Here is a 15,002-nt window from a genome sequence, read left to right on the forward strand (position 1 = left end):
CCCATGGCCGATGGCGCCTTGTTTCAAGTCAACGTGGGGCCCACCGGGCTGGTGGCCCGTCCTATGAACGGCAGTGCCCAGCAAGCCATTTCTGGTTGGGACTGATCCTCCATACCGCCAGCGGGGATGCTCCGCTGGCGTGTTTCCTGTCTTGGCACGCGCTGCGCTGCCCGATCTTTGTCCTCCCTTGATTACCCCAATGGCTCTGGCTTATGTAGAATCAGCGGGAGTTTGAGTTCCCTGAATTGACTGGCGCCGCGCGCCGGATCCCCTGGAGAGTAGATAAACAGTGATCGCGTTTTTAATGGAATACGGCATGTTTCTGGCCAAAGTCGCCACCCTGGTAGTGGCGATTTTGTTTATTTTGGGCGGCATTGCGGCAGCAGCGTCGCGTAACCGGGGCAAGGGCGACCAGGATGGCGAGTTGAAAGTCCGCCATCTCAATGATGAGTTCGACGATCTTAAGGAGTCCCTGGAAAGGGAAATCATTCCGGAGGCTCAGCGTAAGAAGGCTGATAAAGCCAAACGCAAACAGGAAAAGCTGGAAGCCAAGCAGAAAAAGAAAGCCGGTACCGAAGACAAGACCCTGCCGCGCCTGTTTGTGCTTGATTTCAACGGCGACGTTCAGGCCAGTGGCGTGGATCACCTTCGCCGTGAAATTACCGCCATTTTGCAGGTCGCCAGCCAGGATGACGAAGTGCTGGTTCGCCTGGAAAGTCCGGGTGGGCTGGTGCACAGCTATGGGCTGGCGTCCTCGCAACTGCGCCGTATCCGTAATCAGGGCATCAAGTTGACCATTGCGGTGGATCAGGTGGCCGCCAGCGGGGGTTATATGATGGCGTGTATTGCTGATCGTATTGTCGCCGCGCCTTTTGCGATTATTGGCTCCATTGGTGTGGTCGCGCAGATTCCGAACTTTCATCGCCTACTCAAGAAAAATGATATTGATGTGGAGTTGATGACCGCCGGTGAGTACAAGCGCACCATGACCATGCTGGGTGAAAATACCGAGAAAGGCAGGGCCAAGTTCCAGGAAGAGCTGGAAGATACCCATCAGTTGTTTAAAAGCTTCGTGCGCGATAACCGCCGTGGGCTGGACCTGGACAAGGTTGCCACCGGCGAGCACTGGTTCGGTAGCCAGGCAAAGGAGCTGGGTCTTGTTGATGAAATCATGACCAGCGATGAGCTGTTACAACTTCGCAAAGACAGCCAGACTCTCTACCAGGTCGAGTGGGAAGCGAAGCGCAAGCTGGGCGAGAGGCTGGGATTCTCGCTGGAAGCAACCTTGCATCGGGTGCTGGAAAAATTCTGGCACCGTGGTAGCCAGCGCCAGATCCATTAATTTTATTTATACCGAGCACCGCAGAGGAGTGGCCCATGAGTTTTCAGGCATTACAAACCCGCGAAACGGATACCGGCTATACCAACTCGCTGGTAGAGCGCGAACTGAGTGAACTGGGTGAAGGCGGTGTATTGGTACGAGTTCAGTGGTCATCCCTGAACTATAAGGACGCGCTGTCGGCCACCGGCAACAAGGGCGTCACCCGCAAGTTTCCCCACACGCCGGGTATTGATGCCGTGGGTGTGGTTGAAGAGGCCAGTGATGGCCCGTTCAGCGTGGGCGATGCAGTGATTTGCACCGGCTATGATCTGGGCATGAACACCGATGGTGGCTATGCGGAATATATCCGCGTGCCTGCGGAATGGTTGGTGCCTCTACCGGATGGCCTGGCGCCTCGTGATGCCATGCTCTTGGGTACCGCAGGCTTGACTGCGGCACTGAGTGTGGAATCGCTACTCGACACGGGTGTTAACCCGGATCAGGGTCCGGTGCTGGTGACTGGCGCTACTGGCGGCGTAGGCAGTGTCTGCGTGGCGATTCTGGCCAAGCTGGGGTTTGAGGTGGTCGCCGTCAGCGGTAAAACGGATGTCAGTGAATGGCTGGCGGCTCTTGGCGCCGCGCGGATTATTGACCGTGAGGCGTTTCTGGAAAGCGCGGTCAAGCCGATGGCTAAAGAGCAATGGGCTGGTGCGGTGGATTGCGTCGGTGGTGAGATGCTTGCCGCTGCCCTCAAGGGCCTCAAGTATGGTGGCAGTGCGACATGCTGCGGGCTGGCTGGATCACCCAAACTGGAGATGACGGTATTTCCGTTCATTCTGCGTGGCGTCAACTTGCTGGGGGTGGATAGTGTTGAGTTGCCCTGCGAGATCAAACAGCAAATGTGGCAGCTATTGGCTGATGAGTGGATGCCGAGAGAGCTTGCGCTGCTGGAGGCTGCAGAAACGGATCTTGCTGGTGTGACCGATTGGATAGATCGTATTCTGGCAGGCGGGGTTCGCGGGCGAGTTGTAGTGAAACTGCCATGACAATAGCAGGCCTCCGAGCTTAAACAGAGCTGGCAAAAGGTAAAAAGCGCGGTTTATCCGCGCTTTTTTATTTGTGCACTTTTGTCAGCTAAAGCATGCTGTTTAGGGTAACAGGATGTGATGTAGTTTTGAGTGTAAAGGACGCTTATGAACGAGTCTCACTGGTTGAAAATAGCCCTGAGCCTGGATGGGCAGGGCGGGGCTAGTGCGTTTGATGCGCAGGTGCCGTTAACCGAAACCTCTCCATATTGGGTGCACCTGGATTATACCCAGCCGCAGAGTCAGCAGTGGCTTGAGCGGCAATCCATTCCGCCGGTGGTGATTTCGGCGCTCACCGCCATGGAAACGCGGCCTCGTGCCACGGAGGTGGCGGGTGGTCTGCTGGTGTATCTGCGCGGGGTGAACCTCCACCCTGGAGCGCGCCCTGAAGACATGATTGCCCTGCGATTGTGGGTCGGCCCCCAAGGCATGATCAGCACCCAGAAACGGACATTGCTGTCGCTGGTGACGGTGCAAGAAGAGCTGGATGCTGGTGAGGGCGCTGTCGGTATCCCGGGCCTGGTCGCACGGCTTGTGGATCAGCTGATCTGGCGAATGGAAGACGTGATCGAAAATCTGGAATCCGAGGTGGAGGACTGTGCATTGTCCATTGAGGAGACGCCGACCATTAGTCTGACTCCACGTCTCAGCCAGATTCGTCGTCGCTCTATTACGTTGCGACGTTTTTTTGCGCCGCAGCGTGAAGCGTTGGCCCGGTTGCAGAACGAAACCATGTTCACCGGTGGCGATGCCTTGTTGCTTCGTGAGGCCGGTGATCGCTTGCAGCGTCTGCTGGAAGATCTGGATGCGGCCCGTGAGCATGCCACCTTGTTGCAGGAGGAGGTTTTCTCGGTACAAAACGAAGCTATCAACGACCGCATGTATCTACTGGCGATGATCTCGGCGTTGTTTCTCCCGTTGGGTTTTCTTACCGGGCTGTTCGGGATCAATGTGGGAGGCCTGCCAGGTGTTGAAGATCCTGCGGGGTTCTGGTGGTTTATGGCGGGAATTGGTGTAGTCAGTGTGGGGGTACTGGTATGGATGCGAAAACGCCGCTGGCTTTAATGCGACAGCGGCGTTTTCCCGGAACGAAGGCTTTTTGAAGACTAGCCGCGCCGATAGAGAGGGCGTGGTTCGTTCACGTCACCCTGGTAGGTGACGCTGAAGTCGTTCAGGCCTTCAAGTGCTTCTTCGATGCTGCGATCTTCACGCACTTCAAACGCGTTGAAGCCGCAACGGGTCATGTAGAAAAGCTGGTCACGGAGTACGTCACCGGTGGCTCTCACTTCACCTTTAAAGCCGTAGCGGGTACGGAGCTCCCGAGCGTAGGAATAGCCGCGGCCGTCCTTGAATGCCGGGAAATGGATGGCGACCAAGGGCAGGGCGGCCAGGTCGTCTTCCAGGTCTTTCGGTTCTTCGCCCGGCGCCAGCCACACGGCCACATCACCACGGTTGAGCAGGGCATCACGGTGTGCCTGCCAGTAGGCCAGCGGCACAATGATCTTGCCGGAAGGCAGCTCAGCTTCCAGCGCCTCACCCTCAAGGCGTTGCCACTGGTTATCCACGATGGCGCCATCAATGATTACCTTACCCATAGATGCGCTCCTTGAACGGGTCCATGCCAATACGCTCGTAGGTGTCGATAAACGGCTCGTTTTCGAGGCGTTTTTCCACATAGAACTTGATGATTTTTTCTACCACATCGGTGATTTCTTCGGACTCGAAGGACGGGCCCATTTTCTCGCCCACACGGGACAGCTTGTCGCCGCGGCCGCCCAGCGTGACCTGGTAGAATTCCTTGCCTTTCTTGTCGACACCCAGGATGCCGATGTGGCCGATATGGTGGTGACCACAGGCATTCATGCAGCCGGAAATGTTCAGGTCCAACGGGCCCAGATCGTGGACATAGTCCATGTCGTCGAAACGGCGTTGAATGGATTCAGCAACAGGGATGGATTTTGCGTTTGCCAGCGCACACAGATCGCCACCGGGGCAGGCCACGATGTCGGTGAGCAGGCCCAGGTTCGGTGTGGCAAAACCCAGTGCATCCAGCGCTTTCCATAGATCATACAAGTCGTTGGCGGCCACGTCGGACAGCACCATGTTCTGTTGGTGGCTGTTGCGAAGCTCGCCAAAGCTGTATTTGTCAGCCAGATCGGCCACGGCCTCCAGCTGCTCGTCACTGATATCACCAGGGACGCGGCCGGTGCGTTTGAGTGTCAGGGTAACGGCACGATAACCGGCCTGTTTGTGGGCGCGGGTATTGGTGTGGAACCAGCGGCTAAAGGCCTTGTCTTCGGCCAGCTTGGCATCCAGCGCGGCCGTATCGACGCTTTGGTAATCCGGGTCGGTGAAGCAGCCCTTGATACGAGCTACTTCTTCGGCGGTCAGGGTCATCTCGCCGCCTTTCAGCTCGGCGAATTCCTGTTCCACCAGTTCGCGGTATTTCTCAGCGCCCAAGGCTTTCACCAAAATCTTGATGCGAGCCTTGTACTTGTTGTCGCGGTTACCGTACTTGTTGTAAACCCGCAAAATAGACTCAAGGTAAGCCAGCAGGTCCTGCCACGGAACAAATTCACCGATTATGGCACCGGTCATGGGGGTGCGGCCCAGGCCGCCGCCAGCCCATACCTGGAAGCCGGTTTCGCCGTTGGCACCGTGGACCAGTTGCACACCGATATCGTGCACGCCGATCAAGGCCGGATCGGCGTCGGGTACAGCGTTCACGGCAATCTTGAATTTACGGGGCAGATAGGCGAATTCCGGATTGAAGGTGGACCACTGGCGAATGATCTCGCACCAGGGGCGCGGGTCTTCAATCTCTTTGGGATTAACGCCTGCGAATTCGTCGGTGGTGATATTACGGATGCAGTTGCCACTGGTTTGAATGGCATGCATTTGTACGTCGGCCAGTTCCGCCAGAATGTCCGGCACTTCTTCAACCGAAGGCCAGTTCAGCTGAATGTTCTGGCGGGTGCTGACATGGCAGAACCCCTTGTCGTAGGTCCGCACGATGTGCGCCAGACGACGCAGTTGGCGACTTGCCAACAGGCCATAAGGAACGGAAATACGCAGCATGGGCGCATAACGCTGAATGTAGAGGCCATTCTGCAGGCGAAGTGCCAGAAACTCGTCTTCGCTGAGCTCATTGGCGAGAAAACGGCGGGTCTGGTCGCGATACTGCGCCACCCGCTCCTCCAGCAACCGTTGATCGTATTCCTGATAGACGTACATGGGACTGTATCACCGTCCTTAAATGCTTAAAATTCAATAGGTAAGCGTCGCTCCCGGAGGGAGCAGAGCGGCACTCTAGCAAAGCGCCCTTATAGTGAAAAGAAATATCTTGGCATATCTCTATTACGTAGGGCTATTTAGCTGCGGCATCCAGCACCAGATTCACGGTCACCACCATGCCGATCACCAGTGCCAAAACCAGCACCACATACACGCCGATAAAGTTGCCCGCATCGCCCTTGGTAAAGTCGCGTTCCCGGTTTTTGCTGCTTTGCACGCCGAGAAGGCCGGCCAGAATGCTGTGAATCGTCTGCCAGAGTGTGGGCTTGCCGTCATCGGGCTCGTGAGCCTGATCCTGTGAGGGGTGTTGGTCTGACATGGGTAATCCTGTGTTTTGGCTGAAGGCTAAACGTTGGATGCCGGCCGCGTATAACACACACGCGTCACCGGGGGGGCATATTGTACCCCTGCGAGCGGCCTGGCGACAGCATCATGCAGGCAGACTTGAATTGAGTGTGTGGCGTCGCCATTGCAACTGGTGAGTACCTGACTAAAATAGTCAGGAAATGAGGTCGGCGTCCACCGCCGCTTTTACCTCTTACGCTGTTTATTGCGTATGGGTTCATTCATACCGACCAGGAATCATGATGGCAGAGCAGTTGATCGACATTACCGAAACCGCCCAGGATTACTTGCGTGACTTGCTGAGCAAGCAGGATCAGGCCGAGATTGGTGTGCGTATCTTTGTCGAGCGCCCAGGCACCCCGCATGCGGAATGCTGTATGGCCTATTGCCCGGAGGGCGAACAGGAAGAAAGTGATGTTCGCTATGACTATGAAGGATTCCATGCCTGGATCGAGGGTAAGAGCGTTCGCTATCTAGAAGACGCGGTTATCGACTACAAGAAAGACAGCATGGGAGGCCAGCTGACGTTCCGTGCACCCAAGTCCCGTGTGCCGGATATCAGCGAAGATGCCACCATCGAAGAAAAGATCAACTACGTACTGTACGCCGAGATCAACCCGAACCTGGCCGCCCATGGCGGCAGTGTGCAGCTGCTGGAACTGACCGAGGACAACGTGGCCGTGCTGGAATTCGGCGGCGGCTGCCAGGGCTGTTCTGTGGTGGATGTGACGCTGCGCGACGGGGTAGAGAAAACCCTGCAGGAGCGGATTCCAGAGCTGGCCGGTGTGCGGGACAAGACGGACCACTCGGTGACCGACAACGCGTATTACAGCTAACGGCTATGAGCTTCTAGTATCTAGCTTCTAGAAAAGCAAAAAACGCAGCCTTGGGCTGCGTTTTTTGCTTTTATGGATCTTGTTTTTTTACTCGTTGCTGGCAGCTCGCCGTTCGCAGCTATTCTTTACCCACACTGCGGGTTTCGGCCTGCGGCTTTCGCCTGGTTATACAGCGGCATAACCTCCGGGATGCGTGCCTGCAGCCCATTGATACGGGTGCTATTGGAGGGGTGAGTGGACATGAATTCAGGCGGCTCGTTGCCGTTGGCCGCGTTCATGTTCTGCCACAGAGATACACTCTGACGCGGATCAAAGCCGGCCTGTGCCATCAGTTGCAGACCTATGATATCGGCCTCGGCTTCATGTTTGCGGCTGAAAGGCAGTGCCAGCCCATATTCGGCGCCAACGCCAAGCGCGGCCAATACGCCTTGTTTGGTGGCGCTGTCCTCTCCCGCAAGCGCGCCAAGTACCTGCATGCCGCTCTGGGTGGCGTATTGAAGTGACATGCGCTCATTGGAGTGTTGTGCCTGCACATGGCCGATTTCATGGCCAATCACTGTGGCGAGCTGACTCTGGTTGTTGGCCACTTTCAGCAAGCCCGTGTTCACTCCGATCTTGCCGCCTGGCAGGGCAAACGCATTGGCGCTGTCGTCCTGGAAGAGGTTGACTTCCCATTGCTGGGAGCCATCCAGGGTGGCAGTGATCGCCGTGGTCACACAGCGGACATAAGCCGTCTGCTGCTGGCTGCTGCTCAGCGGTTTTTCATCTTTCATCTGGGAATAGGCGGTGACACCCATTTCATCCATCTGGTCCGCGGGCAGCAACAGAAACTGCTGGCGACCCAGTGGAGAGGTGGCACAGGCGGCGAGGCTGCCAGCAAGCACGCCAAGGGTGAGAAATTTACGCAACGTCATTGTCTATTTTACTCCCATTCCCGAAGGAAACGTCGGGACACGAACATTAGCCAGCCAGCCCAGCCGGCACTTGAGAGAAAGATAATAAAGCCAAACACCGAGATTCCCCAAGGGGCAGGGGGCACTCGGCCGCTCAACATGATGGCGCCGGCCAGTAATCCACCGGTTACCAGCAGGGTTTGGACCTGTCTGTACTGACCGCGTTCAATCCGTGTGATCAGCCGTTCCAGATGACGAGGATCAATGCCTGCCTCACCGGGAGCGGCCTGGCCCGGTACGGGGGGCGGCGCATAGACCTTGTCGACCACATCGAGCGCTCGCAGGCTCAGGCTCTTTGCCAGGCGAACCGGGGAATAGCGTGTGCGGATCATTCGCTTGAGTAGCGGCTCGGCCTCACTCATCAGGTCGAATTGCGGGTTCAGTAGTCGGCCAAAACCTTCCAGGGTAATGATGGCCTTGATAAACAGCGCAATATCGCTGGGCAATACCAGGTTGTGATTGCGTACCAGCGCGGTGATGTCATTGAGCAGGGCGGTGATATCCAGCTGGGAAATGGACACGCCGTGGTACTGGCTAATCACGTCTTCCACGTCGGACACAAGCTGGTCGAACTTGATGGGTTGCCCGTCGGACCAGCCAGACAGTACACCGGCGCATTGCTCGGCCTCACGCAGCACCACGGCGCGGGTAATCTGCAGAATCTGCTCGCGGCGGCTGTGGCTGAGTTTGCCGACCATGCCGAAATCCAGCATGGCAATGCGGTTTCCCGACATGATGATAAAGTTGCCGGGGTGCGGATCGGCATGGAAAAAGCCGTCCTCCAGAGCCATTTTCCAGGCGGCCAGAGCACCTCGGCGTGCGATTAATTCCCGGTCCAGCCCGGCGTCATCGAGCCGCTCCACGGCTTTTGCCGGAATGCCTTCGATATGCTGCTGCACCTGCACGGTAGGAGATGAAAGGTCCCAATATACTTTGGGAATCTGCAGCCACTTGAACTGTCGCAGGTTCTTACGGATACGGTCTGCGTTGCGCGCTTCAATGGTGAAATCCAGTTCCCGGGTGAGCGACCGCTTGAATTCGCGTACCAGTTCTACAGGCCGGTAGCGCCGCAATTCAACGGAATTGTCGGCGGCCAGTTTGGCCAGCTGGTCGAGTAAACGCAGGTCCGAATCAATTTTGTCACGGATGCCGGGTTTCTGAACTTTCAACACCACTTTCTGACCACGGCGAGTCAGTGCGCTATGCACCTGGCCGATGGAAGCCACACCGATCGGCTCCGGATCTATGCGGGCAAAGAGGCTGTCGACAGGTTTTCCCAGCGAGGCCTCAATGTCAGCCTTGAGCGAATCGAATGGTACCGCCTGGGCCTGGTCCTGCAGCTTCTCGAATTCGGCAATCCAGTCCATGGGGAACATGTCCACGCGGGTTGCCAGCACCTGACCAAGCTTGACGAAGGTGGGGCCCATTTCCTCCATGGCATGGCGCAGGCGTTCAGCAGTGCCCATGCGCAACATATCCGGCTTCATGCTGCTACGAACCAGCTTCCCCGCATGCTCTACCGGGGTGGAAAGCCCCAGTCGCCGAATCACGTCCGCAAACCCGTATTTGAGCAGGATTGCCGCCAGTTCATTCATGCGCAGTAGATCTTTGCCTGTGTGCAAAAGGTTCACAACATTGTCCCTGTAGGCTGGGCTGTGATGCCCGTTCGAAGGCGTTGTCGCAAGGTTGCAACAAGTGGCCGGTAAAACGTCTGCCTGGGCCGTTAAGGGGCCTTAACCGGCTATTAACAGCATTATCGGTTTTCTGGCAAGATGCCATGGTAATCACTGCAAGGGAACCTCTGAATAACTCCTTGCATGCTCAGTCTTTCAGGCTGGCTCGCAATCTAGGCGCGATTTTGAAGGTGTCCCCTAACTGGGATCGAGATATGTCCATCCATCGAAAAAACGCAACGACGAGTGCGGGCCAGCCTGGAAGACCCGGAGGGCGTGGCCTGAAGCGCACATCTGCTGCGCCTTGCCTTTAGGAAAGGGAGCCACCCTGTCCGTCAAGACAAGACTCAACAGCTGCACGCTTCAGGCCACGCTGAGTACGCAAGGAGTTATTCAGAGGTTCCCAAGGTAAAGCGCAAACATGTCTGAACACTATTTACGCGATGATCTGGTTGAAGTCCGCAACAGTGAGGTCCACGGCCGGGGGCTTTTTGCCAGCCGGGATATCGCCCGCAATACCGAATTGGGGCAGTGCAAGGTTAAGCCTGCAAAGGGTAGCGGCCCTTATGTGTTGTGGCTGGATGATGAGGGCGAGGAGCGCTATCGGGTGTTGTGCGATTTACGTTTCATCAATCATAACAAGCGCGCCAATGTTGCCTATTATGATGATTTGACGGTGGTGGCGCTGAAGAAAATCAAGGCCGGTGACGAGCTGTTTCACGATTACGGCGAAGAGTGGACCTGAACTAGAATGGGCAGCGGGAAGTGAATTCCTGCCACAGGCCTGTGACGGGGTGATTGAACGCGAGCCATTCGGCGTGCAGCAGCAGGCGCGGGCTGAGGGCTTCGATTTCGGGTGGGGCATACATGTCGCAGCCGATGATCGGGTGGCCAAGCTCGCGACAATGAATGCGCAGCTGGTGGCTGCGACCGGTGACGGGACTGAGCAGCAACCGGGTCCGGTTGCCGGGAATGTCCCGCTCCAGCACCCGGTAGTGAGTTAAGGCGTTTTTACCGGTTTCGTGGCAGACCTTCTGCAAGGGGCGGTTTGGCCAGTCCGCAATCAACGGCAGGTCGATACTGCCGCTGTCGTGCTCCACAAGACCATGCACAACGGCCTGATAGCGTTTTTGCACCGTGCGAAGCTGGAATAGCCGGCTCAGTCTGCTTTGCGCCTGGGCGGTGAGAGCAAACACCATGATCCCCGAGGTATCTAGGTCCAAACGATGTACCAGGCGAATGTCTGCATACTGGGCCTGCAAGCGGCGGACCGCGCAATCCTTGTTCTCCGGCGCACGGCCAGGAACGCTTAACAGGTATGCGGGTTTGTTGATCAGCAGAATGTGGGCATCCCGATACACCGTCCCCACGCGCTCGTGGCACAGGGGGACAATGTAGTAGGACGCATTGTCAGCCCCAGAGGATGTGGAAGACATCGCTGTACTGTTCGGCAAAGTGGACGGTGAGTCCCTGTTTCAAGTAGTCGGGCAGTTCATCAAAATCCCGACGGCAGGCCTCCGGAAGAATCACTTCCTTGATCCCCACGCGGCGTGCCGCAATGACTTTTTCGCGGATGCCGCCAACCGCCAATATTTGACCGGTGAGGGTCAGCTCCCCGGTCATGGCAACCTTGCGCGGTACCCGTTTTTTCATCAGCAACGAGAGCAGGGCGGTGGCCATGGTGACGCCGGCACTGGGCCCATCTTTGGGCGTAGCCCCTTCAGGTACATGCAGGTGCAGGAAGGCCTCATCGAGCTGCGCCGGATCCAGGGAAAACTGCGCCAGATTACTCGCCACGTAACTGTAGGCGATCTCGGCGGATTCTTTCATCACGTCGCCCAGTTGCCCGGTCAGCTTGAATCCCCGTTGCTTGCTGTGTACCTGATTGGCTTCAATGGACAAGGTGGCGCCGCCCATGGATGTCCATGCAAGTCCGGTAACCACGCCCACGCCGCGTTGGGTTTTCTCTGTCTGGAAATACGGTTGGCCGAGGAAATCGGTCAGGTTCTTGCCGGAGATGCTGAGCTTCTTCTCGCCAGCCAACAGTTTTACTGCGGCTTTGCGGATGATCTTGTTGAGCTGTTTTTCCAGGTTCCGCACCCCGGCTTCTCTAGCATAGCCTTCCACCACATGACGCAGGGCGCTGTCGCTGATGCGCAGCTGCCCCGGCTTGACGCCGGCCCGTTCCAGGGAGCGGGGCCACAGATGTTGCCGGGCAATGGCGACCTTTTCTTCGGTGATATAACCCGACAGGCGGATCACTTCCATGCGGTCGAGCAGGGGGCCGGGAATGCTGTCCAGGGTGTTGGCCGTGCAGATGAACAAGGCGTGGCTCAGGTCCAGACGTTCATCCAGATAGTGATCCAGGAAATCCTGGTTTTGCTCCGGGTCGAGTACTTCCAGCAGCGCGGAAGCCGGGTCGCCCTGAAACGATTGGCCCAGCTTGTCGACTTCATCAAGCATGATCACCGGGTTGCTGGTGCCGGTTTCTTTCAGCGCCTGGACCAGTTTGCCGGGCATGGCGCCGATGTAGGTGCGCCGATGCCCCTTGATTTCCGCCTCGTCACGCATGCCGCCCAGACTGAAGCGGTAGAACTGGCGATCCAGCGCATCGGCGATGGATTTGCCAATGCTGGTTTTGCCCACCCCGGGCGGGCCCACCAGCAGAATGATGGAACCCTTCACTTCGCCCCGCAGGGCCCCCACGGCGAGGAACTCGATGATGCGGTCTTTCACATCATCCAGCCCGCTGTGGTGTTCGCCGAGCACTGTTTGGGCATGGCCCAGGTCCAGATTGTCATCGCTGTACTGGCCCCAGGGCACGCTGGTCAGCCAGTCGAGATAATTACGGGTCACACCGTATTCTGGCGAGCCGGTTTCCAGCACGGACAGTTTCTGTAATTCATCGTCGAAGCGTTTTTGTACCGGCTCGGGAGGGGCGAGGGCTTGCATGCGTTCACGAAAGGAGTCCGCTTCGGCGGTTTTATCGTCCTTGCTCAGGCCCAGTTCCCGCTGGATGATTTTTAGTTGCTCGCGGAGAAAGAATTCGCGCTGATGCTGGCTGACCTTCTCGTTGACCTCATCGGAAATTTCGCTTTGCAGCCGGGCAACCTCAAGCTCCTTTTTTACCAGAGTGAGGACTTTTTCCATGCGCGGCTTGAGCGGCACGGTTTCCAGAATGGTTTGTAGCTCTACGCCGTTGGCACTGGTCAGGGCGGCGGCAAAATCGGTAAGCGGCGAGGGCTCGCTTGGCGAAAAATTCTGCAGGTAGTGGCGCAACCCTTCGTTGTACAGCGGGTTGAGCGGCAGTAGTTCCTTGATGGTGTTGATGATCGCCATCCCGTAAGCGCGGATGGTTTCATCGGCTTCGGCGCGGGGTTCCGGGTAGCTCACATCCGCCATGAACGGATGTTTTCGACTCAACCAGCTGTTGATGCGAAAGCGTGCGGTGCCCTGGGCTACCAGTTGAAACTGGTCGTTTTCCTCGTTGAGGGCATGGACTTTTACCAGACAGCCGAACTCGGGGAAATCCTCGGCGGTTACCGAGTCCGGGTTCTTTTCGCCGACATACACCAGCCCCAGGGACTGGTGCGGGGTCTGGCTGACTCGCTCAAGGGTTTGTTGCCAGCGCTCTTTTTCCAGCATGACCGGTTGCACCAGCCCCGGCATAAAAGGGCGGTGTTTGACCGGAATCAGGTAAATGCGCTGTGGCGGGGTGTGCTCCGGTACAGTGAGGCTGCCGGACTGTTGCCCTGCACTGTTTGAGGGGCGTTTGTCGCTATGCTGATGGGCGCTATCGTTGTCGGTCATAATCCTGTCACTTCCATGGTCCGTAGAAAGAACATGGTGGCGAGGCTGGAAAATTCAATTGTCGATGATTAACAGATCCGCGCACAGGGCCTTCGGGGTTTGGGTACGGCGTTCGACCACGCGGCTGTTCAGCTTGCCGGCTTCGCATTTTTCCGCCAGTGCATAGAACGGAGAACGGCCCGGGTCGGCAATGATTATCTGTTTGACGCCAGCACGCAGGCTGCGACGAATCAGGTTATACAGCACTGGCGTCAGTTCATCCCAGAAGCAGATGTCCGCCCCTGCAACGATATCCACATCCGCCAGTCTGGCTTGTGTTAGCTTCTCGAAACGGGCTTGCAGCGGCGTCACGTCCACCTTGTTGATGCTGGCATGCAAATCCAGGTAGGGGTACACATCCGGGTCGGCATCCACTGCGGTTACCCGGCAGTCAAAGCGTTTTGCCGTGAAAATGGACAGTGGCCCCCACCCGCAACCGATATCCATCAGGTGCTGATCCGCAGAGAGCTTCTTTTTGGTCAGATGGTCCATGATCAGGTAACTGGAATTCCACACCTTGTTGCCGTGAATTGATGGCGTGTGGTTGGCCCGTTTCAGTCGCCGTACTTCCTTGTGGCCGGAACGCAGCAGGGTAATGCCGCGAGTGCGAATGGTATGGGGTTCTCCAGCACGTATAACTGTTCCTGACATAATCGCTCACCAGCGGCAAAGTTTGGGAACAGTACGGTCAAGCCCCCTGTGATTCAAGTATGAAATCACAGGCATAATGCAGGAATGGCAATACAAGTGACAAAAACAGAATGATCAGGAAAAGCATCGTGGGCCTGGGTGGGCTGGCTGCAGGGCGATCGCGGTACATTCGTGCTGTTGCTGCGGTGACCAGAATTGGGGCGGTATATGCGTCCGGGCTACGTAGTGGGGACCGTGTTGCCTGTCATCGTCGCGGCGCGGAGATTCTGGTCGCGTTGTGCCGTCGCAATGGGGCTTTCTGGGTCAAGGCTGCCCAATTTTTCAGCTGCCGACCTGATGTGCTGCCGCTGGAATACATTGAAGCGTTTCAGCAATTGCAGAATGATGCCCAGCCTGTCCCTTTTCCATTGATCGAGAAAGCCTTGCGACGTTCCTGGGGCAGGGACTGGCGTGAGCGATTTGCCTGGTTCAATGAAACGCCGGTGGCGGTGGCGTCCATCGCCCAGGTACACCAGGCACAGCTACAGGATGGCCGGGAAGTCGCCGTCAAGGTGCGGTTGCCTGGTGTGAAGAAAGTCTTTGAGCAGGATGCCAAAGTCTTTCAGGCGGTGGCGGCGCTGGTGGCGCCCACCTTCCGTGAGTTTGATCTGCAGCAGGCCATTGAGCAGCTACTGACCATGACGGCCATGGAGCTGGATTTCCGTAACGAAGCCGCGAGTACCTTGCGTTTTTCCCGCCAGCCCCATCACGAGCGCATCCGCATCCCGGATATCATCGAGGGTTTATGCGGTGAATCGGTGCTGGTGACCAGCTGGGAAGGCGGGCAGCGACTGCGCAATTACCTGGATACTCACCCGGAAAAAGCCCAGGACCTGCTGGGAGTGTTGCTGACCAGCTATCTTCAGCAGGTCACCCGCTTTGGCGTTTACCAGGCAGACCCGCACCCGGGTAACTTTCTGGTGAATGATGACGAACAGGTGGTGATTCTGGATTAC

Annotated in this window: 14 protein-coding genes; 6 read left to right on the forward strand and 8 right to left on the reverse strand. The window is 57.1% G+C overall.

The annotated features are described in order from the left end of the window. The first annotated feature begins 289 nt into the window (after nucleotides 1–289). The 3 genes from sohB (at nucleotide 290) to A3730_RS28700 (ending at nucleotide 3,471) form a co-directional block, all read left to right on the forward strand. Nucleotides 290–1,342 carry a protease SohB gene (sohB, locus tag A3730_RS28690; protein ID WP_156496695.1) on the forward strand — a complete coding sequence of 351 codons (1,053 nt, stop codon included), beginning with the start codon at nucleotides 290–292 and terminating at the stop codon, nucleotides 1,340–1,342. 35 nt (nucleotides 1,343–1,377) lie between these two features. Then, the gene (locus tag A3730_RS28695; RefSeq protein WP_063518728.1) at nucleotides 1,378–2,367 is read left to right on the forward strand and encodes a YhdH/YhfP family quinone oxidoreductase; all 990 of its coding nucleotides are present in this window, start codon (nucleotides 1,378–1,380) and stop codon (nucleotides 2,365–2,367) included. A gap of 147 nt (nucleotides 2,368–2,514) precedes the next feature. Further along, entirely contained in the window at nucleotides 2,515–3,471 is a 957-nt protein-coding gene (locus A3730_RS28700; protein ID WP_063518727.1) for a zinc transporter ZntB, read from the forward strand. A 41-nt stretch (nucleotides 3,472–3,512) separates the two neighbouring features. On the opposite strand, the gene A3730_RS28705 is transcribed toward A3730_RS28700, so the two are convergent. The 3 genes from A3730_RS28705 to A3730_RS28715 all read right to left on the reverse strand — a co-directional run bounded on the left by A3730_RS28705 (nucleotide 3,513) and on the right by A3730_RS28715 (nucleotide 6,019). Then, nucleotides 3,513–4,001: a DUF934 domain-containing protein gene (locus A3730_RS28705; protein ID WP_063518726.1), complete on the reverse strand. Its 489-nt coding sequence runs from the start codon at nucleotides 3,999–4,001 to the stop codon at nucleotides 3,513–3,515. After that, nucleotides 3,994–5,640 (reverse strand): nitrite/sulfite reductase, encoded by a 1,647-nt coding sequence (locus A3730_RS28710; protein WP_063518725.1) that lies wholly within the window; start codon nucleotides 5,638–5,640, stop codon nucleotides 3,994–3,996. Before A3730_RS28710 ends, A3730_RS28705 begins: the two co-directional genes overlap by 8 nt. Before the next feature lie 133 nt (nucleotides 5,641–5,773). Beyond that, on the reverse strand, nucleotides 5,774–6,019 hold the full coding sequence (locus A3730_RS28715; RefSeq protein ID WP_063518724.1) for a DUF2970 domain-containing protein: 246 nt from the start codon (nucleotides 6,017–6,019) through the stop codon (nucleotides 5,774–5,776). A 265-nt stretch (nucleotides 6,020–6,284) separates the two neighbouring features. Here A3730_RS28715 and nfuA point away from each other — a divergent pair, with 265 nt between their 5' ends. Next, on the forward strand, nucleotides 6,285–6,881 hold the full coding sequence (gene nfuA / locus A3730_RS28720; protein WP_063518723.1) for a Fe-S biogenesis protein NfuA: 597 nt from the start codon (nucleotides 6,285–6,287) through the stop codon (nucleotides 6,879–6,881). A 125-nt stretch (nucleotides 6,882–7,006) separates the two neighbouring features. Here nfuA and A3730_RS28725 read toward each other — a convergent pair whose 3' ends face one another. Both A3730_RS28725 and A3730_RS28730 read right to left on the reverse strand, forming a co-directional pair. Continuing rightward, nucleotides 7,007–7,795, reverse strand: coding sequence for a M48 family metallopeptidase (locus A3730_RS28725; RefSeq protein WP_063518722.1), 789 nt, complete (start codon nucleotides 7,793–7,795; stop codon nucleotides 7,007–7,009). An 8-nt stretch (nucleotides 7,796–7,803) separates the two neighbouring features. Beyond that, nucleotides 7,804–9,465 carry an AarF/UbiB family protein gene (locus A3730_RS28730; RefSeq protein WP_063518721.1) on the reverse strand — a complete coding sequence of 554 codons (1,662 nt, stop codon included), beginning with the start codon at nucleotides 9,463–9,465 and terminating at the stop codon, nucleotides 7,804–7,806. A 463-nt stretch (nucleotides 9,466–9,928) separates the two neighbouring features. On the opposite strand from A3730_RS28730, the gene A3730_RS28735 reads away from it, so the two are divergent. Further along, nucleotides 9,929–10,252: an SET domain-containing protein gene (locus A3730_RS28735; protein WP_007148468.1), complete on the forward strand. Its 324-nt coding sequence runs from the start codon at nucleotides 9,929–9,931 to the stop codon at nucleotides 10,250–10,252. Nucleotide 10,253: 1 nt separating this feature from the next. Here the strand turns inward: A3730_RS28735 and A3730_RS28740 are convergent, their stop codons facing one another. The 3 genes from A3730_RS28740 to A3730_RS28750 are packed head-to-tail and all read right to left on the reverse strand — an operon-like array spanning nucleotide 10,254 to nucleotide 14,007. Continuing rightward, entirely contained in the window at nucleotides 10,254–10,943 is a 690-nt protein-coding gene (locus A3730_RS28740) for a pseudouridine synthase (protein WP_063518720.1), read from the reverse strand. Continuing rightward, nucleotides 10,918–13,317: an endopeptidase La gene (gene lon / locus A3730_RS28745; protein WP_063539428.1), complete on the reverse strand. Its 2,400-nt coding sequence runs from the start codon at nucleotides 13,315–13,317 to the stop codon at nucleotides 10,918–10,920. The genes A3730_RS28740 and lon overlap by 26 nt, the downstream gene beginning before the upstream one ends. 54 nt (nucleotides 13,318–13,371) lie before the next feature. Further along, on the reverse strand, nucleotides 13,372–14,007 hold the full coding sequence (locus A3730_RS28750; RefSeq protein WP_063518943.1) for a methyltransferase: 636 nt from the start codon (nucleotides 14,005–14,007) through the stop codon (nucleotides 13,372–13,374). A 110-nt stretch (nucleotides 14,008–14,117) separates the two neighbouring features. On the opposite strand from A3730_RS28750, the gene A3730_RS28755 reads away from it, so the two are divergent. After that, nucleotides 14,118–15,002 (forward strand): AarF/ABC1/UbiB kinase family protein (locus A3730_RS28755; protein ID WP_063539429.1); only part of this gene is annotated, 885 nt, incomplete at its 3' end.

The organism is Alcanivorax sp. HI0044, from assembly GCF_001634945.1.

What these genes read in the sequence shown, in the direction of transcription:
- A3730_RS28740 (WP_063518720.1), bottom strand. Translation starts at nt 10,943, where the DNA reads ATGTCTTCCACATCCTCTGGGGCTGACAATGCGTCCTACTACATTGTC.
- A3730_RS28735 (WP_007148468.1), top strand. Translation starts at nt 9,929, where the DNA reads ATGTCTGAACACTATTTACGCGATGATCTGGTTGAAGTCCGCAACAGT.
- A3730_RS28700 (WP_063518727.1), top strand. Translation starts at nt 2,515, where the DNA reads ATGAACGAGTCTCACTGGTTGAAAATAGCCCTGAGCCTGGATGGGCAG.
- A3730_RS28705 (WP_063518726.1), bottom strand. Translation starts at nt 4,001, where the DNA reads ATGGGTAAGGTAATCATTGATGGCGCCATCGTGGATAACCAGTGGCAA.
- nfuA (WP_063518723.1), top strand. Translation starts at nt 6,285, where the DNA reads ATGATGGCAGAGCAGTTGATCGACATTACCGAAACCGCCCAGGATTAC.
- A3730_RS28725 (WP_063518722.1), bottom strand. Translation starts at nt 7,795, where the DNA reads ATGACGTTGCGTAAATTTCTCACCCTTGGCGTGCTTGCTGGCAGCCTC.
- lon (WP_063539428.1), bottom strand. Translation starts at nt 13,317, where the DNA reads ATGACCGACAACGATAGCGCCCATCAGCATAGCGACAAACGCCCCTCA.
- A3730_RS28715 (WP_063518724.1), bottom strand. Translation starts at nt 6,019, where the DNA reads ATGTCAGACCAACACCCCTCACAGGATCAGGCTCACGAGCCCGATGAC.
- A3730_RS28750 (WP_063518943.1), bottom strand. Translation starts at nt 14,007, where the DNA reads ATGTCAGGAACAGTTATACGTGCTGGAGAACCCCATACCATTCGCACT.
- A3730_RS28695 (WP_063518728.1), top strand. Translation starts at nt 1,378, where the DNA reads ATGAGTTTTCAGGCATTACAAACCCGCGAAACGGATACCGGCTATACC.
- A3730_RS28710 (WP_063518725.1), bottom strand. Translation starts at nt 5,640, where the DNA reads ATGTACGTCTATCAGGAATACGATCAACGGTTGCTGGAGGAGCGGGTG.